This is a genomic window from Empedobacter sp. ULE_I140, from assembly GCF_053482575.1.
Window position 1 is genome coordinate 990,089 of record NZ_JBQMTX010000001.1, and the last position, 20,059, is coordinate 1,010,147.

Sequence of the window (20,059 nt, forward strand, 5' to 3'; positions counted from 1 at the left end):
GCTTCACACTTTAGAGTCAAGGGCGACCAAACCCTACTTATAAAACTTTCGATTTAATAAGTCACTATCTAAAGCATATGTGAAAACCGCCCATGCCGTATACGAAAGTACAAAACTTTTGAGACATGGAGCGATTTCACGATACTCTCGATAGTAAAATTGGTCGTTTTGACTCGAGATTCATCGTTTAATTATGACTATTAAAAGTCTAATTATCAATTCGCTTATACAAATATAATAATATTATTTTAATATCCAACAAGTTGGATAAACAACTTTTATTAAATGAAGAAATTATTTGATTTTGAAACTACTCAATTTGACTTTGACTTGATAAATCACGTGAAAAATCTTAGGAAGGAACATGGATTTACTAAAGATGAACTCAGTTTAAAAATGGGGGTTGCTAAATCTTTTGTTGGGAATGTAGAATCTGCTACACAGAGACACAAATACTCAACCCGTCACATCACTCTTTTAGCAAAAGCATTCGGGTACAAAAATATTGGTGAGTTATTAAACTTTCCAATTCCACAATACGACAGAATTAAAGTTACGGTAGAACAGACTTATAATGAGGCAGGCACTAAAGTATTGAAAAGTGAAGTGGTGAAGGTTGTTGAGATAAAATAATATGTTAGATTTTACAAATTATCACAAAAAATCTAAAGGACTTGGTGTAGATTTTTTATCAATATCTGTAATGTGCGTATAAATCATGGTAGTTCTAATGTCGTTATGACCTAATAATTCTTGAACTACACGAACATCAATTCCACTTTTTATAAGATGAGTAGCATAGGAATGTCTTAATGTATGTACGCTGCCTTTTGATAAAACGCCAGCTTTACTCATGGCGTTTTTTAAAATTAATTGGACACTTCTTTCACTGTATTGATCGCCTTTTGCGCCTTCAAACAAAAAGTCTTTAGGTTGATAAACCTTATAGTATTCTCTCAATAATAGCAAAAGTTTATTTGGCAAAGCAACTATACGATCTTTGTTACCTTTACTTTGACGAATAAGAAGTAAATTACTTTCCGATTTTATATCTGCAATTTTTAAATTTATCAATTCGCTTAGTCGCAATCCACAGCTATAGATTATTGTAAGAATAGCTTTATGTTTTAAATTTTCTGTTGCATTTAATAAATTTCGTACTTCTTCTTGAGAAAAGAAAGTTGGTAATTTATTAACTTTTCGTTTTGGATAAAGATAATTTAATTCGATTTTCTGATTTTCAATTAATTCAAATACTTTTTTAATTGCCCCAACCAAAGAACGTTGATAGGAAACACTGATATTTTCTTGAGTTACTTTTGTATTGATAAACAATTCGATTTCTGAAATAGGAATTTCATCTAATCTATTGTATTTTTCCATCTGCTCTAAGAAAACTTGAGCGTAACCACAATACGATTTTATGGTATTGTTTGCATATCGTTGTAATTTTAATCGATTTTGCAACGTTTTTAGAATTGTTTCGCTATCCATACATTCATTATTACATTTTACATCAAATTACTTCGTGATACATGAATTTTGTTTTAGTAAGTGTCTAATTTACAAAAATATAATTATATTTGTTTTTAATTTTACGAAATGCGGATATAGATGATCTTTTACGAAACAAAAGCTAGATCAGTTTCGTGAAAAAACAATGTTGTACGACATAGTAAAACCCACCTCGTAAAAATGAAAGTTCGTGACGAAAAACTAAAAGCAATAATTGATTGGTCTAAAAATAACCGAGACATAAGAGCAGTATTATTGACAAGTTCACTTGTAAATCCATTAGCACCTGTTGACGATTTTAGCGACTTAGACATTGAACTTATATTCGAAAATAACGCCAAATATATTTCAGACAATACTTGGACAGAAAATTTTGGAAATCCAATTGCAATGGTTGAAGAAGACGAAACCTATTTCGAAGGTAAACACGCTATGAAAATGGTTTTATATGCTGACTATGTCAAAGTAGATTTCAAATTATACAGCAAACCCGAATTTTTACTTGACGCAAAAAAAAATGAATTACACGAAGATTGGGATATTGGCTATAAAGTTTTGGTGGATAAAGAAGGGCTAACAAATAGTCTAAAAAAGCCTACTCACCAGATTTTTATAATAAAAAAACCTACAGAAAAAAAATTCAAACAAGTTTTAAATGACTTTTGGTGGGACATTGCTCATACCGCAAAATGTATTATTAGGGATGACTTGTTTTATACAAAGTTTATGACTGAAAATAATATCCGAACAGACTATTTAATCCCTTTAATCGAATGGTACATTTCAAGCGAACATAATTGGAATATTACAACCAATAAATACGGCAGACTTTTTAAAAAATACCTGACTACCGATTTGTGGGAAACAATAGAACAAACATTTTCAGGAAGTAAAAAAAATGATAATTGGGATGCTTTATTTGCAATGGCTGATTTAGTTTCAAAAATTGGAACTGAATTATCGAAAAAACTAAATTATGATTATCCCAAAAAATTAGAAAAAGACATACGAAAATATTTGGACGAATTAAAAACTAAATAAATAACTACGTCGTACAACAAGGTATTGCCAAAAGCGGGGCTGAACGACTTCGATTGGACATTTGTGCAAGGTTCAACATTCGTCCTTCGTTTGAACTTTTGCGCTAAAAATCCCCGCCTTCGGCAATACCCAAACCGTTATGCACAAGACAGTATATGCATCTTCTTAACCAATTACACACCATGAAAAAAGATCAGTTCCTACAAAAGCTTTCAAATATCAACGAAGCTACCAGCGTGACAGGAGTGAAGTATCGCGATATAAAAATAACAGGAACTAATATTCAATTCATTAGAGAAAAGAAAAGTAAGCCTGAAAGTATTTCTATCGATGAGCTATATGAATTTCACTCAAGTGGCATGCCCATAAACACAGTAGTTGCTAGAAGTTATATTTCTGGCCGAGTACAATCTCCGTCAGTTGCTATTTTAAACGAGCTCAATCAGGTGCCTGTAGTTCGATATCCTAATGGTGACTCGACTCCAACGATCAGAATCGCGAATGATCCTAAGAAATCAGGTCCTGACGATAAAATAAAAGATGAAACAAGATTTTTCCAGGTATTTTCGGAAGTAATTGGCCCCAACTTTTTATTGTCCAAGAGTGTTGGAAGGCCAATCACATCATCGCATATATTTCTCTCCAATAATTTTAAAGAATATGATTTTTCACCATCAATCATTAGTTGCTACTCAAATCTTTTAAAAGACTTAAAATCCGACAATTTGTTTTCCTCTGAAAGTTTATCTCATTTTTTAGATGGCTTAACTCTCAATCATCCGATAATTGGTACTCGAATTATCGAATTTGACGAAGAACAACATTTCACGCCAGCGCGAATGGATACCTTAAAACGGTTGTCAGGAATAGTGCAAACTCCGTACATAGATTCATACATGGATATTTGCAGCGATATCAAATATCTTCAAACAGAAGTATTTAAGAAACATAGATTGAAGAGCAAAATTCAACAAGTGCCTAAAACATTTTCAGAATTTACTGATTGGTTAATAAACTCAAATGAAAAAAGCTCAGGATACATTTGCGAAAAGAATGGATTTGAATTCTCGGGCGGAAGAATTGCGCAAAGAGCATATTATGACAGTTTGCGGGACACAGCACATTTTTCTCCTAAAAACCCAAATATGAAAACACCTTTGAGATTTCCTAAAAAGGAATTTGAAGATATTGCGAAATGCCAGTTCTCTAAAATACCACTGCCAACTATAAAAAATATCCTGATTCGTATACTTTCTGAAAAATATTCTATCAATCTGTCCAGTGCATAACAGCGCACAAGCGCAATTTGGGCATCGCGGAAGCTTGATCATTTGGGTTTCTTTATACCCTTCGTCGTAGGCTAAGAGATTTCGATCACCAATCCCAAACTTCGACTGTGCGCAAACCGTTATGTGTAATGTCGCCAAACAAGACGCAATTGAAATGAATCAAGAAATACCAAAATTCCACGAGACTTTTAATCCGATTTTAGAAATCTTATCTGATAAAGAAATAATTCATACAAGAGAAATGCAAAAAAGAGTAATTGAGAAGTTTTATTCTCATTTACCAAAAGAACTTTTAGAGGAAAAAACTAAATCCGGAGAAATTCTAATCAATAACCGTATTGCTTGGGGAAAATCATATCTTAAAAAAGGTGGCTATATTCATTATCCATCAAGAGGTAATGTTCAAATAACAGAAAAAGGATTAAATCAAAAATCAACTTTAAACCTAAAAGATTTAGAAGAAGAATCTTCCCTACTCGATTTTTATCAAACTGAAAACGAAAAACATTCGCATACAACAGAAATTAAGAATATTTCCAATGCTTCTCCACAAGATTTAATCGATGAAGGTTTTGATCAGATAGAAAGAGAAATTAAAAATGAACTCTTAGAAAAACTAAAAACAATCGATCCATATTATTTTGAAAAAGTAGTATTGAAGCTTTTGAAAAAAATGGGTTACGGAGATTTTATCGAGACGTCAAAATCTGGTGATGGAGGAATTGACGGAATAATTAATGAAGACAAACTTGGTCTTGATAAAATCTATATTCAAGCTAAAAGATTTAATGAAAATAAAGTTCGAGAAAAAGACATCCGTAATTTTATTGGAGCAATGAGTGGAGATACTAACAAAGGAGTTTTCGTAACAACTTCACTTTTTGATAAAGGTGCTGAAGAAAAAGCTAAAAACGCACATCACAAAATTATCCTAATCGATGGAAATAAACTCGTTGATTTAATGCACGAATTTAATGTTGGTGTTCAGATAAAACAAACTTACGAGGTTAAGCAATTAGATGAAGATTTCTTTATGGAACAATAAGAGACACTACACATAACATCGGTAACTGTTGCATAACTCCAATTTACAGTAAAAAACAGAATATATGACCTCGTTTAAGCCTTTTTAAGCGAGGTTTATTTTTAGAAAAATATATTAATGTAAAATTAGGTTTGCTTAAAAACTCTCTTTTTAAGGAGTGAAGGAGTGATTTTGTAGAAGCGTAGTTCTTCCCTTGTTTTAAATAAATAACTTGGGCTAAAACACTTGATTTTTTGACTGTAAAGCGTAGATATTTCTTCAAGTTGTAAGATAAACTTGACATTAGTACATGTTTATTGGCTTTAGACATTCCTCTGCTGTTGATTCGTTTTAAGTTAAAGAAGTTAATCAACGTTCCTAAAACTGGTTCTACTGTAGAACTTCGACGTTTAACTAACCTGCGGTGATACGCTTTATTTTGGGTGAGTTTTTCATGCATTTTATCGTACAAAGGCTTGTGAATGCTATCTTCCAACTTTTTAAACTTGGTTACTTTTCCACAACAACTTTCTCGTAAAGGACATTGTCCACAATCTTTTTCCGAACTTCTATAGCTTTTCTTTTCGTAGCCTTTGCTATCTGTTAAAGTTCGTTTGAAAGGCAGAAAAGCTTTATTCCCTCCTTCTTGAATACATTCGTAACGGTTTTCTTTTTTATTGAAAATAAAGCCTTCTCGCTCGGGTTTATATTGTCCAAAGTTGGGAATCCAAGCATCTAAGTTATGATCTTCACAATATTGCAAACTTGTACCGCTACTATAGCCCGCATCAGCTAAAACTTCTCCTATTTGAATCTCGTTTCGTTTAAAATTTTCAATCGTTTGATCCATAATTTCTGCAAAGATAGCACTGTCTTTACTACCAGCTGTACTAGCACAAGCGCCTGTAATCACGTGGTGTTTATCATCAACTGCTAACTGTCCTACATAGTTCAGTTGGCGTGGTTTACCTGGTTTGGTCGAGATTTTCGCATCAGGATCTGTTGGGCTATAATGGGTATGATTACTTAAAAACTTTGGACGAATATCTTCACCATCTTCATTTTTTTGAAGCGTTTTCACATGTCCCGGCATTCCTTTAAACGCTTCCTTTTTCCAATTATGATGTTGTTCTACCAACTTCTTTCGAGTTGATGTTACAGTTCGACTAGACTCACTGCATGCTTTGAATTCTGAATTTTCTTCCAACTCATTCACAAAAGCAAAAGCATCGTTTAGAACCTCTTTTTCAACCAGAGAATCCATACTTGCGTTTGCTTTGATAAAGGCAGAGTCTACCGCCTGACGTTTCCCTGAAACCATGCCTTTATTCACACACAGTTTTAAAACCAACTGAAACAATTGCAAGAAAACTTCTTGGCCAAATAACGCGCGCGTTCGGCTTATGGTTGAATGCCAAGGCAATTGTTCGTTCAGATCATAACCTAAAAACAAGCGAACATCCAAGCAATTGCTACAATAGCGAATCAATGCTCTGTCGCTATTGATATTATTCAAATAACCCACTAACAATATTTTAAAAAACACCACAGGATCTATACTTTCTTGACCTTGAGTACCGTAATATTTTTGAGTGGATCTATACAGAAAATGTAAATCTAATACTTGATTTACTTGGCGATAAAAGTTATCAGATGGAACTAGCCGATCTAAACTTAATTCATAAAAAAGTTGAGGAATAAATTCTTTTCGTCCTTGCATACTACAAGATATGAAAAATTGCTATATTTAGTGTTGTGCAACAAGCACATAGTATTTGCAAAAGGCGGGGTTGAAACCAAGTAGAAAGGTTTGTTGCATTTAGTCGCAACTTGCTTTTCATATTACTTTTTTTTTAATTTGGTAATCTGAAAAAGCAATTTGCTTCGTTCGGTCGTAATTGAACTTGCAGTTAAATTTAGCCAGCCCTTCGCCAATACTTTTTCCGTTATGTGCTACTTTAAACGACCAGTCTCAACCTGACAGCATTTAAATATATCAATGACGAAAATTCAAACAACAAAAGGTTCAATAGGCATTCTAAAACCTGATACGAAAACTTTAAAGCGATAACAAGAACTATTAACCTTTGGAGTATTACCATTCAAGCAGACATTTAATGGTGCTGACTTTGGGATAGTAATGCAATGTGGCGACCAGGAAGTTTATTGTCTAAAACTACAACCGTTAGAGATAGAAGAAAAACAGGCTCATCAAATTTTTCAACTACAACATTTTATGATAATGGACGCTTATTGCATATATATCAAGTTAGGGGTCTCAGGTGCATATCTTGCCTCACCATATCTAAGACAGCGTGACAACGGACTTTGGGAAGCAGGTGTTTCACACTTTATCTTTCCGTCTGACAACGAAAGCATTTCAGAAAAATCTTTTGGTAAAGGATATGACGGCCCATTTGGAAGTGGTGCGACAAATATTTTTAGGGCGTTTGTTGACTGTTTCAAGCAGGCCTTTGCAGAAGCAAGACTAACAATGCCTCAATATTTAGGAACTGATATACGTCCTCGCTCACATTTAAAAAGTTTAGCTATGTACTTTATGGTTTCGGGTTCAGATGTTTTCTGCTTGCGGACGAGTTTGCGTGAACAAGAAGACGCAGCTTGGGCAATTTTGGCGAGTGGTGGAATAGACAAAATATATCACTTTCCAGCATTTCCAATGACAATAAATGAAAAAGATTTAGATGAAGCAAAAGGACGAGCATAATTCAACAAAGCAGCACACAATATCCCGGGCAGCTTTGCGAAGTATCCCGTTAGGGTATTGCGCAAAACTGGAATTAACCGCGGTTGCTTTTTTGTTGTTGCCCTATATACTTTAAAGCTTTGCAAATAGGTGTTTATATTTTACAGATTATCAAATACTACTTGATATAGTATTTTGAGTTTGATAACCTATTATTTTAAAATTTTATCCAATGTAACAACAAATGGCTTACCTGATTTTGAATATGGTGAACCTGATAACTTTTGGTATTCTTCAAATTCTTTATAATTAACTTCAAGATTATCCCAATCATTACAAGCTTCTATAGATACTACTAAATAATCAGGTTGTGAAGGGTTATCATATCCTAAGCTAATTAATTGATCTTTTGAATATACTTTTGGCCCCTTACTTACAATCTTAAATAATTTAGAAGCCTTATTTTTTCCACTTTCTCGTAACAGAAGATATTTTGCATAAACTACTTCTGGAGTAAATTCTAATGAACCAACATTATCATTCATTCTAAAATTGTAGATTCCCTTTGAAGTATACCATTCTAAATGTTCTTGCGTTTTAGCATAACCCACTAAAACAAACGTTTGTAATAAATCAATTTTTGTTCGTTCTAAGTGATTCGGAACAGGTTTTAAACTTTGGCCATATACTACCCTTGGTTCATTTAATATTTGATTTGATACATTGGTAATTCGCTCCCTTTGAGACGTTCTGTCTACTAAATGTTCAATTACTTGATCTAAAAATGAGCTTAACCCCTGAATACCCGTATCGTGTTTGGATGGATTAATCGTAAACGCACCCAATCCTGGCAAAACTTCGTGAAAACCATCAAATCGTTTTTCAACACTACCTGGGTACAAAATATAAGCACCACCTGTTCTACGAATAGCATCTTTATAAGCGTGCATTTTTAAAACATCAATATTCTTAAAAGTTCCTTTACGCTCTCTTTCCTCTATTCTATTCAGAACCTCTTCTTCTTCACTATCAGTATATTGATCCCTAATGTTTTGAATTTTATACTTAGCATCAAAATGAATATGAGTAATTACTTCTTCTTTTTCCGCTTCTTCTTCTGTAAAAGAAGATGGCCAAATGCTTAACGTATAATCTGGTCGTAACGTTGTTGTAATACTACCTGCTTTACCTGTAGTATAATCACTTCCACCTTTAAATGTTCTGTTATAGCTAAATCTAATTGTCAAATTACGAGACACAAAATCTGTTTCTCCTTTAATAATTAGTTCTTTTCCTGATTTCAATTTTAGAGATAAACCCGCTTCATCTGATTCAAACAAATGGTCAAAATTTTGATTTTGATAGGTTACTAAATTGAACTTTTTTACCACTAAATCATACAATTGAAAGAATAACCAGTACTCGTACAATGTGGCTATATCTCTTTTTCCTGCTTCATATACATCTTCTCCTCCAGTCCAAATTAATTTAGATGCTAAATCAAATTGCAGCCAACGATTCAAAACTTCTCGATATCCGCTTCTTTTTTGTAATAATGGACTATTTAACTTTAAAATTTTAGCTTCTGAAATCTCATTAAAAAATGAATAGGATAAATAACTATTTAACTTTTCTATTAAATGCGTACTTTCTTTCGCTGCATACTGAAAATTAGTCGATCTATTAAATATCGTTTGACAATCTTCAATAAAATTTACAAAAACACTCAAAACATGTTTAATGAAACGATTTTCAGGTGTATCAATACTTTCTACTCTTGTCGTAGATTGAATCGATCTTGGAATACTTTTCAAGCCAAATGATGTTAAATACCCCAAACCTGAAGTATCTAAACGATTTGTTCCATTGACTAATTGCTTCGTTATTGTACGATTGACACGTTTGATTTGAGATGTTTTAATCTCTGTTTCTGTTGTATTCCAAGTTGTAGACGGATTGGAAATAATACGCAAAATAGCTTCTTCAAAATCAACCGAATCCAGAAAAGATTTAACGAAACAAAAGCGTTGATACAACGTTTTATTATCTGTATTATAATCAATTGTCACCTTTTGAGTGATTGGTGTATTGATTTGCATCATCAAATCGGTACATTTATCGGTAATGTCTTCCAACATTTTACGATAATTTTCACGATAAGATAAATCTTCTTCTTTATTAAATTTCGTTGCAATTACTTCTAAAACAAGTGGAAATTCTTGATCTGTGATTGTATTAACAATTAGTAATTGCAATTGACCTACATAAATATTGGGTGTAATGCGACCTCTAAATGGATGACGATTGGATGGAATAACCACACCACTTATCCGTGTTTCTAAACGAAAATGTTCTTTTTTTATTCCATCAAATTCGTATTCGTAACTATGTCCTTCAAATAACTGATATTCACTTTCATCAAATTGATCTGCAATATTTTTTGTTAAATGACGTAAACGAGAAGTTTGCTCTGGAAAAATTTCCAAAGTTAAACCATTCTCTATGTGATTTAAATTAAACTGTAATATGTGCTGATTAAGCTTCTGCATAACTTGTAAATCCGTTATTTAAAGCGTTAAAATACATACGCTTTAACTTTTCGAAAGACACTTTGTATTTGATGTTACTCTCTTCAATTTCATCTAATTTAGAGCTATTAAAATTCGTTGTATCAACTAAACATAATTTCATCAATGCTTCTAATGATGTTACAATTTTAGAACGTGAACCATGTAATTTAGGTAATAACTTTTGCATTACAGCAAAATCTATCTTCTCATCCATTGTTAAATTGGCATCAATTTGAGAAAGTTGAGCGAACAATAAATGAATTTCAAACGCAGATCGATAACCAAATTCAGCACCTATAGTTTTTAACTCTTTAAAGAATTGGACCAAAGTTGCATTTAAATTTTCATTCGGTGCGGTATCTGTTGCTTGAGCTAAAGCAAGGAAACTTGACGCCATTGAAGTACCTTGTGTAATTAACTGTGATAAATCAACTTTATTAGGGTTGGAAAGGAAATCACTTAAATCTTTATCGTCTAATCTAAACTCAATTACATTTGCACGATCTAAGACTTTAGGACTAAACATATAGGTCGTTTCATCAATATTCACCGTACCTACAATGAATAGGTTCTTAGGCCAAAATATGTTTTGAGGTATCTCTACTCCGTTAGTTGATGTTCTTTCTGAACCTGTATACAATTTAATCGAATCATTGGATTCCATAATACTTAAGAAATCAGCAAAATAACGTTCTACATGTGAAAGATTCATTTCATCTAACAATAAGAAATACGGTTTTTCTTGATTTTCTTCTTTAGCAGCATCTATTATTAATTGTAACACCCCGTTATCAGGCGTTACATATTCCGTATCTTTTAAACCATTTGGATAACCTAATAATGGTTCACGATTGATCCAATCAGCTCCAACAGGTACAATTTTATATTGATCTTCGCTTTCACAAATCCATTGAATAAACGATTGTGCCAACTTCGTTTTACCAGAACCCGCTAAACCTGTTAAAATCACAAAAGGTTTAGTGATTAAAGACCCTACAAAACGTTTGATTAGATTTTCGTTGAATTGGAGGTTGGCATTGACTAAAGAATTGATATATTGTTGCAAATTAAATGAAAGAGCTTCATATTTATCAATAAAAATATAATTACCTACAAAAGGTAAATCTTCATTTACTAGACTATAATATTCTTTATTTATAATATTTAGCAATTCTACACTACATGGCGTTAAATAGGCACCTTGCCTTAAATTTAATGTTGAATCATAGAAAACCTCACTTTTTTCTTTAATGGAAAATAGTTTGGAAGAGTTTTTTTTATTAAGTATATGATTTCTGTCTAAATTAATTTTTAGGGGGGTGTATTTTTTTAAATCTATAAGATAAGCATCTCCTTCCCATTCGGTACCTTCAATTCCTAAAGATTCAACTGCTTTGTTTTTAACAATTGAAACACCAGAAAAATATGAATTATCCACAAGATGTAATACTAAATCACCTTCTTTTACTTTTAACATATTCTCATATATTCTAGCACCTCTTTTATCTGTTTGGGGTGACCATAATGCTTTTCCTAATGATCTTGGGCCATCCAATCTATCAATTCTATTTTTAGTAATTGTTTTTTCAATCCAAATATTAGTATGAAAATTCGTAAGTTCATGATTAGTATTATTCTTTGTAAATATTTGAAAATCTAATTCTTTCAAATATTCAAAAGCTTTATTAGCATTATTGGTAAAATCCTCTAACGTCAAAGTTTTTCCCCCTTTCAATTCATTCGCTTTAGATAAGACCAAAATAGGTGGATATTTTTTACCTTCATATACTAAATCATACGTTGAAGAAGCTCTTCCTTTAAACTCTTCAGGATGCTGATCTAAATAATCAATCGCTTTTAAAATTTCTCCCTTAGTAAAACTATACTCCATTACCTATATTATATTTTTTTTTTAAAAATACATAAAAAGTAACCTAAGTAACCCAATTTCAGCAAAAAGATTTTTTTGTTTTTTGAGTTTATGAAAAAAGGGATTCAAACGAAGATAGTAACGCAATAAGGAGAAGCATTGGTTCTCCTTTGCTTTGCTATTCGCTTATGTTTCCAGTTTTTTATTTTGAGGATTTTACCATTTTTATTTTGGTCAAATTTGGTTACTTTCCTTACTTGGTGTAATTCGGTGTTGACTTAAGAAATAAAGTGTAAGATTTAAGTATTTTACGAGTTTGGAAAGTAAGGAAAAGTAAGGAAAAGTAAGGGGGTTTTAGTAATGATTTTAATAGCTTTATGAGTTCAGGATGACAATTAGTATAAGTTCTTGCTACAAAAGATTGACACTCGTCTACAAATCATTATGCCATTTTCAATTTATTTCTACTCTAACTCTTTGTTCATTTTTTGTACTTGATCGTATGCTAATTCTTTCACTGCATATACATACGAACCATTTTTTGAAATCCTCATAAAACCGTGTTTCTTTAATGCTTTACCCAATTGGATGACGGTTGAATTGTTGATGTTGATATTCCCAAAATAAGCTAACCTTGTAGCTATTTGCGTAGTGTTAAGAAAAGCTGTTGCTGTTTCTTTATCAGCTTTTTCGAACCAGGTTAATAGCAATTCTTCTTCTGGGGATTTGATTTGGTATTGCTCGTTGTTTTGGTTGATGTTTTTAATTTCTTCGTTGTTAAACCAATACCTGAATCCTTCATCAATGAGATACAAAGCTTGTTTGTAACAGTTATCGAGGTTTACGTTGTGTAAAGCAACTTGTGTAAATTCTTTGAATTGTACAGTTTCTTTTATCAAATAGGCCATAGTACATTAAGTTTTAGTCATTAAACATTTTTTAAGGTAATTTAATGTAAATTAAAACCTTACAATGGAAAAACGTGTCGCTTTATGGATGATTTACTTTCTTATTTGATGTATTGCTCTATTCTTTATAATATATGTTTTTCAACCACAAACTTGCTTTTACTAACAAGATGAGAACTGGAACTTCTACTAAAGGACCAATTACTCCTACAAAAGCTTGTGGAGAGTGAATACCGAATATTGCAATGGAAACTGCAATAGCTAATTCGAAATTATTTCCTGTCGCTGTAAATGAAATAGATGCATTTTTATCATAAGGAACCTTCATTGCTTTATTGATAAAAAAACTGATGAAGAACATTAGTGCAAAATATATAACTAATGGGATTGCTACTTTAATAACGTCTAAAGGTAATTCAAGTATTTTATCGCCTTTTAAACTAAACATTACCACAATGGTAAATAATAATGCATAGAGTGTTATGGGAGATATTTTGGGTACGAATACACGATTGTACCATTCTATACCTTTCTTTTTAATTAAAGTGAATCGCGTGATAAAACCTATTAAGAATGGAATACCTAAATAGATCATTACACTTTGTGTTACTTCTATCATTGAAACCGAAACATTAAAATTAGCTAAGCCTAATTTGCTTGGTAATATGTTGATAAATAGCCAAACTAAAAAGCTATAACTTAACACTTGGAATATACTATTTAGTGCGACTAGCATTGCTGTGTATTCTCTATTAGCTTTCGCTAAATCGCTCCAAACGATTACCATCGCAATACATCGTGCTAATCCAATGAGAATTAATCCCGACATATAATCCGGTTCGTCGTGAAGAAATAGAACTGCCAAACCAAACATTAAAACTGTACCAATTATCCAGTTTAAGATTAAGGATATTCCGATTACTTTTTTGTTTTTAAATACTTGTGGTAATAAAGAATAATCTACTTTGGCTAATGGCGGAAACATCATGATTATCAATCCTAAAGCTAAAGGTATATTGGTTGTACCCACGCTCATACGCTCTATTAAAACAGACATATTTGGAAAGATATAGCCAATTGTAACACCTAAAACCATGGCGATAAAAATCCATAAGGTTAGGTATCTATCTAGGAATTTTAGTTTTGGTTGCATCGTTTATTTAGTGATTTGTGAAAATATGTACATCATTTCAGTTGCTATTTCGATACTACGTTGCTTGTAAATTTCTGTTTGTTGAAGTGTTCCATCTGAAATTTTTGGATCTTCGTAAGTTATTGGAATTCGTTTTTCTGCACCTGCAATGAAAGGACAACCATCATCTGCTTGGGAGCAAGTAAGAATAGCTGCGAAATTTGAAATGGGATTGAATGCATCATTATATTTCTTAGAAAAACCGATAATTGGTGAACTATTCTCATCATATTTTATCGCATAAATAGGATTATTACTATCTGCAATTTTAAAGATTTGAAAACCTTGATTGCTTAGCGTTTCAATTACTTTTGGAAACAATGCAGTTTCTTGTGTACCTCCTGAATAACAATTGATATTTTGGATATTATAATAAGCAGCAGCGAATTGTGCCCATATCTGAGCTAAATGACTTCTGCGTGAATTGTGCGTACAAATAAAGTTGAGATTTATAGCTTCCTTACGATTGAATTTTTCTTGAATATAAACAACCAAAGGTTGCAAATTAGCTTTCCTTTGGTCGTCTATAAAATTGAAATTTAGTATTTCTGATACTGTTGTTTTTAATGTACTATTCATTATCTACATCAAAAAATTAACAACAACCAGAATTAGGTGTGCAACAAGAAGATTTTTCTTCTTTCACTCTAAATTTATTTTCAGTTGCAACGGGAATACCGCAAGCATCTTCCGCTAAACAAGCTGTTTTTTTATTTTTTAAAATGAAATGTTTTCCATTAAATTCAAGATCGTATTTACCAATTGTAGTCGACTGATATTCTACTTCAATTTCGGCATCTTCAATACCTAATTTGTTTTCGGATAAGCGAATTATATTTAACAATTTACCTGGTTTTAAACGATGTTCGTAATCGTCTGCATTCCACAGTTGAAAGTTTACTACTTTTTCATTTCTAATAACTCCACCACAATCAATAAATTTCTTTGTGATTTCTCCCACTTCTGTAACGTGGAAATGTTCTGGTACGAAAGTACCATCCTCTAATTGAAATTCAACATTTTCTAATGTTGGTAAGATTTCTTTAATTCTTGACAGTTTCATATGCTTTAATTATTTATTTTTAATCGCAATATTACGATGTTTTATTTCAAAAAAACGCCTTAACAGCATTTCTCTATTTTGACATTTTGATTAAAAAAGTTAGAAAACTCATTCTGAATTGCAACCCAAACCTTTTCATCAATACAATAACAAACCGATTTTCCTTCGATGGAACCTTGAATAATTCCGATACTTTTTAATTCTTTTAAATGTTGAGAAATAGTAGCTTGTGCCAAACCTAATTCATCCACCAAATCCGTACAGATACACGCATTCTGTTTGATGATATGCTGAATAATAGCCACACGAGCAGGATGTCCTAATACCTTGAATAAAGTAGCTAGTTTATTTTGCTCGTCAGTGAAGATTTCCGATTTAGTTATTCCCATTATTGATTTATTATCATTGCAATATTACGATATGTTTTATAAATACTAAAATTATTTAATATTAATTATTCAATATACTGTTCTACTGCTTTATCTAATTTCTCGTTTACGATTTTGGCATAAAAAAAAATCTGTTACGTTTTACAACCTAACAGAATTCTATCTTATTTATATCTTAAAATGGATTATTTAATCGTAATGGAAACGGCACTTTGCAATTAATATCTGATTATCTTCGTACTTGTAAATTAAACGATGTTCTTCGTCTATTCTACGTGACCAGAAACCTGAATATTTATGTTTTAATGGTTCTGGTTTCCCAATACCAGTAAAAGGAGTACGTGAAATATCTTTCAATAAATCATTGATGCGTTTTACTTTTTTATTATCGGTTTTTTGCCAAAATAAATAATCTTCCCAAGACTCATCTACGAAAATATATTTCATCTATTCCTCGATTAATTCTCTTTCAAAAGATTGATTACTTTTTAATTTTTCAATGGCAGCATCTAATCTTGACTCATTGATACGAGAAGATAATTCATGATTTGTAGCCATTAATGAATTGTACTCTTCTAAAGACATTACAACAATACCAGAATCTTTCCCTCTGTTGATGATTAAGGTTTCAAAATTCTTTGAAACTCTATCTAAATAAGATTTAATATCTTTTCTGAAATCTGAAACACTTGCTATTAACATAATCTTGTATTTTATTATGTACAAATATATGTACAATATTTTGATTTGCAAAATCTATTTTTATACATTATTCTAAAATAAATATCTATTATTCAATAAATTGCTCTACAGCTTTATCCAATTCTTCGTTTACAATTTTAGCGTAGATTTGAGTTGTTCCGATATCGGAGTGATCTAAAAGTTTAGAAACATACTCAATACGCATACCGTTAGCTAAGGCTTGTGTTGCAAATGTATGTCGGCTTAAATGAAATGATATCGAGAACGGAAATTCTAATTCTTTACCGATTCTACGCAATTTCTGACCACATAATACATTTTTGCTACCAATTACTTTTAGTTGGTATTCGTTGGATTGTTCGAAGAAATTAGCTTCTGAAATGATTGGAAATACAAAATCATCTGGTTCGGAAGTTTCTTTTTTGTATTTGTTTAATATCTCTAAAGCAGATTGACCTACTTTGAATTGATGTGAACGTTTTGTTTTACGAATGTTTAATCTGATACGTTGTTCGTTTTCATCGTAGTTTTTCCATTGTAAGGTAACGACATAACTAAAACGTAATCCTCCGGCATAACAACTAAAAATAAACATATCTCTGAAGTAGGTATCTGTTTGACCAAATGAACTCTTGTGGTTTTTTAGCTGCTCGATTTGTTCTTTGTTTAAAAACAGTCTTGTACTCTTGTCTTTTTTGATTCGTACACTTGCAAATGGGTAAGTATTTAAACTGATGACTTCTTCACGAATGGCATCTTTAAACATTATGGCTAAAATTGAACATTTGTATTAAAACTAACATTAGTAATTTATGAACAAATTGAAATAACTGTAAGAAAGCTTTTTTACCAAAAAGGACGCAAGTTTAACAAATTGTGGAATGCCAAGGTAGTTTTTCGTTTAAATCATGACATAAAAATAAACGAATATCCAAACAGTTATTGCAATAGCGAATCAATGCTCTGTTGTTATTAATATTATTTAGATAACTGTCCATTCAAATCTTGAAAGAGACAATTAGATTATGAAATAAAACAAATTTCTACAATTAAAAACATGATAGCTTTGAAATTTCATATAGAAAACTTGCTGAAAAGGCGAGAGTCAATTTAGCGTAATGAGCGTAAAAATGGCTTACTGTTCGCGCAATCTTCCTCTCGTAAACCCAAAATAGTAACTCAAAAAGCGTGCTTTTCTCGTCAAAAACCTCGTATCTCACTTCTCACATCTAAAATTCTCAAAAAATATTTCCCATTGTACCAGCAACTTAAGAGAAGAATGTAAATTAATTGTAAAATGAGTTTGGAAGTTCGGAAAAATGGGTTGTATATTTGCAATCCCAATACGAAAGACGAGTAGTATTGTAGTTGACATAGGGACTTATATAGCGGCAAAATTATTTTAAAAATAAATTTGTGAGTTTAGAAATAAGTTTTACTTTTGCAAACCGATTCCGAAAGGAGTTTGGGAGTGAAAGTAAGAATTGACTTATTGAAATAAAAACTTTAAAATTCATCAAAATAAATTTTGTTAGTTAAAAAATAAGTTTTACCTTTGCAACCGCAATTACCGAGAGATTTTGCTAAGATGAGAAGTTCATTTGAAATTATAAAATATACAGAAGAAAAAATAGCCGAATAAAACGAAGTCAATCCTTTAATAATGGAGCTATAGGAAATTCGAAGTTGTAAAAACATAGGTAGCAATACCAAACGAAATTATTTACAATGGAGAGTTTGATCCTGGCTCAGGATGAACGCTAGCGGGAGGCTTAACACATGCAAGCCGAGGGGTATAGTTCTTTCGGGAACTAGAGACCGGCGCACGGGTGCGTAACGCGTATGCAACTTGCCCTACTGAAAAGGATAGCCCTTCGAAAGGAGGATTAATACTTTATAACAGATTTAATGGCATCATTAGATTTTGAAAGATTTATCGCAGTAGGATAGGCATGCGTAAGATTAGTTAGTTGGTGAGGTAACGGCTCACCAAGACGATGATCTTTAGGGGGCCTGAGAGGGTGAACCCCCACACTGGTACTGAGACACGGACCAGACTCCTACGGGAGGCAGCAGTGAGGAATATTGGACAATGGGTGGAAGCCTGATCCAGCCATCCCGCGTGTAGGATGACGGCCTTATGGGTTGTAAACTACTTTTATCTGGGGATAAACCTACTTACGTGTAAGTAGCTGAAGGTACCAGAAGAATAAGCACCGGCTAACTCCGTGCCAGCAGCCGCGGTAATACGGAGGGTGCAAGCGTTATCCGGATTTATTGGGTTTAAAGGGTCCGTAGGCGGATTAATCAGTCAGTGGTGAAATCTCATAGCTTAACTATGAAACTGCCATTGATACTGTTAGTCTTGAGTGATGTTGAAGTTGCTGGAATGTGTAGTGTAGCGGTGAAATGCTTAGATATTACGCAGAACACCAATTGCGAAGGCAGGTGACTAAACATTAACTGACGCTGATGGACGAAAGCGTGGGGAGCGAACAGGATTAGATACCCTGGTAGTCCACGCCGTAAACGATGGATACTTGCTGTTGGGCTTTCGGGTTCAGTGGCTAAGCGAAAGTTATAAGTATCCCACCTGGGGAGTACGTTCGCAAGAATGAAACTCAAAGGAATTGACGGGGGCCCGCACAAGCGGTGGAGCATGTGGTTTAATTCGATGATACGCGAGGAACCTTACCAAGGCTTAAATGCAATTTGACAGAACTAGAAATAGTTTTTTCTTCGGACAGAATGCAAGGTGCTGCATGGCTGTCGTCAGCTCGTGCCGTGAGGTGTTAGGTTAAGTCCTGCAACGAGCGCAACCCCTATCATTAGTTGCCAGCGTTTAAAGACGGGGACTCTAATGAGACTGCCGGTGCAAACCGCGAGGAAGGTGGGGACGACGTCAAGTCATCACGGCCCTTACGTCTTGGGCTACACACGTGCTACAATGGTAAGTACAGAGGGCAGCTACTTGGCAACAAGATGCGAATCTCAAAAACTTATCTCAGTTCGGATTGGAGTCTGCAACTCGACTCTATGAAGCTGGAATCGCTAGTAATCGCATATCAGCCATGATGCGGTGAATACGTTCCCGGGCCTTGTACACACCGCCCGTCAAGCCATGGAAGCTGGGGGTACCTGAAGTCGGTGACCGTAATAGGAGCTGCCTAGGGTAAAACTGGTAACTAGGGCTAAGTCGTAACAAGGTAGCCGTACCGGAAGGTGCGGCTGGAACATCTCATATTTAGAGAACGACGAATTTTCTTCTATTGTAAGAAGATTGATTTTGATTCGGCTTTTTATTCTGTAGTATTTAATATATAGTTAGAGATAGAGGTTAAGATAAAGTAAAAGATTAAGGAATAAAAACTTATTACTTATAACTTAAGACTTACAACTAACAAAAGACCACTCTTTAAGAGTATTAAAGAGTCTCATAGCTCAGCTGGTTAGAGCGCTACACTGATAATGTAGAGGTCGGCAGTTCGAGTCTGCCTGAGACTACTGAAATAGTTTTGAGTATAAAGTTTTGAGTTAAAAGTTTAAAAATAAACAACTCATTACTCACAACTCATCACTTATTACTTAATAAGAGGGGGATTAGCTCAGCTGGCTAGAGCGCTTGCCTTGCACGCAAGAGGTCATCGGTTCGACTCCGATATTCTCCACGAAGCGATAAACGAATTTCGAAATTCGTCTAAAGCAGAAGAGTTCATTGACATTATTAGAAACAAGATTATAATTTATTTATAATCGCATACAATCAAAACAGATTTAGAAATAAATCAA

The 20,059-nt window shown here is 33.1% G+C and carries 18 protein-coding genes, 2 tRNA genes and 1 rRNA gene; 8 read left to right on the forward strand and 13 right to left on the reverse strand.

All coding sequences use genetic code 11. The annotated features are described in order from the left end of the window. Positions 1 to 285 precede the first annotated feature (285 nt). Positions 286 to 633, forward strand: a complete 348-nt coding sequence (locus tag ACTS9J_RS04715; RefSeq protein WP_280050365.1) for a helix-turn-helix domain-containing protein — start codon at positions 286 to 288, stop codon at positions 631 to 633. 21 nt (positions 634 to 654) lie between these two features. On the opposite strand, the gene ACTS9J_RS04720 is transcribed toward ACTS9J_RS04715, so the two are convergent. Beyond that, entirely contained in the window at positions 655 to 1,494 is an 840-nt protein-coding gene (locus tag ACTS9J_RS04720) for a tyrosine-type recombinase/integrase (protein WP_448352935.1), read from the reverse strand. A 201-nt stretch (positions 1,495 to 1,695) separates the two neighbouring features. Here ACTS9J_RS04720 and ACTS9J_RS04725 point away from each other — a divergent pair, with 201 nt between their 5' ends. The 3 genes from ACTS9J_RS04725 (at position 1,696) to ACTS9J_RS04735 (ending at position 4,890) form a co-directional block, all read left to right on the forward strand. Beyond that, a complete protein-coding gene (locus tag ACTS9J_RS04725) occupies positions 1,696 to 2,556 on the forward strand; it encodes an AadS family aminoglycoside 6-adenylyltransferase (protein ID WP_025069680.1) in 861 nt (286 codons plus the stop codon). A gap of 182 nt (positions 2,557 to 2,738) precedes the next feature. After that, complete coding sequence (locus ACTS9J_RS04730) at positions 2,739 to 3,845, forward strand: hypothetical protein (protein ID WP_448352936.1); 1,107 nt, start codon at positions 2,739 to 2,741, stop codon at positions 3,843 to 3,845. A gap of 154 nt (positions 3,846 to 3,999) precedes the next feature. Further along, positions 4,000 to 4,890, forward strand: coding sequence for a restriction endonuclease (locus tag ACTS9J_RS04735; protein ID WP_448352937.1), 891 nt, complete (start codon positions 4,000 to 4,002; stop codon positions 4,888 to 4,890). Positions 4,891 to 4,933: 43 nt separating this feature from the next. Here the strand turns inward: ACTS9J_RS04735 and ACTS9J_RS04740 are convergent, their stop codons facing one another. Further along, on the reverse strand, positions 4,934 to 6,589 hold the full coding sequence (locus ACTS9J_RS04740; RefSeq protein WP_448352938.1) for an IS1182 family transposase: 1,656 nt from the start codon (positions 6,587 to 6,589) through the stop codon (positions 4,934 to 4,936). Between the two features lie 420 nt (positions 6,590 to 7,009). Here ACTS9J_RS04740 and ACTS9J_RS04745 point away from each other — a divergent pair, with 420 nt between their 5' ends. After that, positions 7,010 to 7,597: a hypothetical protein gene (locus tag ACTS9J_RS04745; protein ID WP_448352939.1), complete on the forward strand. Its 588-nt coding sequence runs from the start codon at positions 7,010 to 7,012 to the stop codon at positions 7,595 to 7,597. 191 nt (positions 7,598 to 7,788) lie between these two features. On the opposite strand, the gene ACTS9J_RS04750 is transcribed toward ACTS9J_RS04745, so the two are convergent. From ACTS9J_RS04750 to ACTS9J_RS04800, 11 genes are all read right to left on the reverse strand, one after another. Next, positions 7,789 to 10,062 (reverse strand): DUF2357 domain-containing protein, encoded by a 2,274-nt coding sequence (locus tag ACTS9J_RS04750; protein WP_448352940.1) that lies wholly within the window; start codon positions 10,060 to 10,062, stop codon positions 7,789 to 7,791. 49 nt (positions 10,063 to 10,111) lie between these two features. After that, complete coding sequence (locus tag ACTS9J_RS04755; RefSeq protein WP_448352941.1) at positions 10,112 to 12,037, reverse strand: McrB family protein; 1,926 nt, start codon at positions 12,035 to 12,037, stop codon at positions 10,112 to 10,114. A 443-nt stretch (positions 12,038 to 12,480) separates the two neighbouring features. Beyond that, the gene (locus tag ACTS9J_RS04760) at positions 12,481 to 12,924 is read right to left on the reverse strand and encodes a hypothetical protein (RefSeq protein ID WP_219035444.1); all 444 of its coding nucleotides are present in this window, start codon (positions 12,922 to 12,924) and stop codon (positions 12,481 to 12,483) included. 118 nt (positions 12,925 to 13,042) lie between these two features. Next, positions 13,043 to 14,077 carry an ACR3 family arsenite efflux transporter gene (arsB, locus tag ACTS9J_RS04765; protein ID WP_219035445.1) on the reverse strand — a complete coding sequence of 345 codons (1,035 nt, stop codon included), beginning with the start codon at positions 14,075 to 14,077 and terminating at the stop codon, positions 13,043 to 13,045. Positions 14,078 to 14,080: 3 nt separating this feature from the next. Beyond that, a complete protein-coding gene (locus ACTS9J_RS04770) occupies positions 14,081 to 14,695 on the reverse strand; it encodes an arsenate-mycothiol transferase ArsC (protein WP_219035446.1) in 615 nt (204 codons plus the stop codon). A gap of 16 nt (positions 14,696 to 14,711) precedes the next feature. After that, entirely contained in the window at positions 14,712 to 15,179 is a 468-nt protein-coding gene (locus ACTS9J_RS04775) for a DUF6428 family protein (protein WP_219035447.1), read from the reverse strand. A gap of 59 nt (positions 15,180 to 15,238) precedes the next feature. Continuing rightward, positions 15,239 to 15,568 carry an ArsR/SmtB family transcription factor gene (locus ACTS9J_RS04780; protein ID WP_219035448.1) on the reverse strand — a complete coding sequence of 110 codons (330 nt, stop codon included), beginning with the start codon at positions 15,566 to 15,568 and terminating at the stop codon, positions 15,239 to 15,241. A 189-nt stretch (positions 15,569 to 15,757) separates the two neighbouring features. Then, the gene (locus ACTS9J_RS04785; protein ID WP_219035457.1) at positions 15,758 to 16,015 is read right to left on the reverse strand and encodes a Txe/YoeB family addiction module toxin; all 258 of its coding nucleotides are present in this window, start codon (positions 16,013 to 16,015) and stop codon (positions 15,758 to 15,760) included. Next, entirely contained in the window at positions 16,016 to 16,270 is a 255-nt protein-coding gene (locus ACTS9J_RS04790) for a type II toxin-antitoxin system Phd/YefM family antitoxin (RefSeq protein ID WP_219035458.1), read from the reverse strand. It lies immediately after the preceding gene. An 88-nt stretch (positions 16,271 to 16,358) separates the two neighbouring features. Beyond that, entirely contained in the window at positions 16,359 to 17,036 is a 678-nt protein-coding gene (locus tag ACTS9J_RS04795; protein WP_291053622.1) for a tyrosine-type recombinase/integrase, read from the reverse strand. A 100-nt stretch (positions 17,037 to 17,136) separates the two neighbouring features. After that, on the reverse strand, positions 17,137 to 17,268 hold the full coding sequence (locus ACTS9J_RS04800) for a transposase (protein ID WP_219035460.1): 132 nt from the start codon (positions 17,266 to 17,268) through the stop codon (positions 17,137 to 17,139). A gap of 727 nt (positions 17,269 to 17,995) precedes the next feature. On the opposite strand from ACTS9J_RS04800, the gene ACTS9J_RS04805 reads away from it, so the two are divergent. From ACTS9J_RS04805 to ACTS9J_RS04815, 3 genes are all read left to right on the forward strand, one after another. Beyond that, positions 17,996 to 19,514, forward strand: a 16S ribosomal RNA gene (locus ACTS9J_RS04805). A gap of 186 nt (positions 19,515 to 19,700) precedes the next feature. Then, positions 19,701 to 19,774, forward strand: a tRNA-Ile gene (locus ACTS9J_RS04810). A 90-nt stretch (positions 19,775 to 19,864) separates the two neighbouring features. Next, positions 19,865 to 19,938: transfer RNA gene (locus tag ACTS9J_RS04815), tRNA-Ala, on the forward strand. Positions 19,939 to 20,059 lie beyond the last annotated feature (121 nt).

Coding starts and splice junctions, on each gene's coding strand:
- ACTS9J_RS04715 (WP_280050365.1), top strand. CDS start 286: ATGAAGAAATTATTTGATTTTGAAACTACTCAATTTGACTTTGACTTG.
- ACTS9J_RS04720 (WP_448352935.1), bottom strand. CDS start 1,494: ATGGATAGCGAAACAATTCTAAAAACGTTGCAAAATCGATTAAAATTA.
- ACTS9J_RS04725 (WP_025069680.1), top strand. CDS start 1,696: ATGAAAGTTCGTGACGAAAAACTAAAAGCAATAATTGATTGGTCTAAA.
- ACTS9J_RS04730 (WP_448352936.1), top strand. CDS start 2,739: ATGAAAAAAGATCAGTTCCTACAAAAGCTTTCAAATATCAACGAAGCT.
- ACTS9J_RS04735 (WP_448352937.1), top strand. CDS start 4,000: ATGAATCAAGAAATACCAAAATTCCACGAGACTTTTAATCCGATTTTA.
- ACTS9J_RS04740 (WP_448352938.1), bottom strand. CDS start 6,589: ATGCAAGGACGAAAAGAATTTATTCCTCAACTTTTTTATGAATTAAGT.
- ACTS9J_RS04745 (WP_448352939.1), top strand. CDS start 7,010: ATGCAATGTGGCGACCAGGAAGTTTATTGTCTAAAACTACAACCGTTA.
- ACTS9J_RS04755 (WP_448352941.1), bottom strand. CDS start 12,037: ATGGAGTATAGTTTTACTAAGGGAGAAATTTTAAAAGCGATTGATTAT.
- ACTS9J_RS04760 (WP_219035444.1), bottom strand. CDS start 12,924: ATGGCCTATTTGATAAAAGAAACTGTACAATTCAAAGAATTTACACAA.
- arsB (WP_219035445.1), bottom strand. CDS start 14,077: ATGCAACCAAAACTAAAATTCCTAGATAGATACCTAACCTTATGGATT.
- ACTS9J_RS04770 (WP_219035446.1), bottom strand. CDS start 14,695: ATGAATAGTACATTAAAAACAACAGTATCAGAAATACTAAATTTCAAT.
- ACTS9J_RS04775 (WP_219035447.1), bottom strand. CDS start 15,179: ATGAAACTGTCAAGAATTAAAGAAATCTTACCAACATTAGAAAATGTT.
- ACTS9J_RS04780 (WP_219035448.1), bottom strand. CDS start 15,568: ATGGGAATAACTAAATCGGAAATCTTCACTGACGAGCAAAATAAACTA.
- ACTS9J_RS04785 (WP_219035457.1), bottom strand. CDS start 16,015: ATGAAATATATTTTCGTAGATGAGTCTTGGGAAGATTATTTATTTTGG.
- ACTS9J_RS04790 (WP_219035458.1), bottom strand. CDS start 16,270: ATGTTAATAGCAAGTGTTTCAGATTTCAGAAAAGATATTAAATCTTAT.
- ACTS9J_RS04795 (WP_291053622.1), bottom strand. CDS start 17,036: ATGTTTAAAGATGCCATTCGTGAAGAAGTCATCAGTTTAAATACTTAC.
- ACTS9J_RS04800 (WP_219035460.1), bottom strand. CDS start 17,268: ATGGACAGTTATCTAAATAATATTAATAACAACAGAGCATTGATTCGC.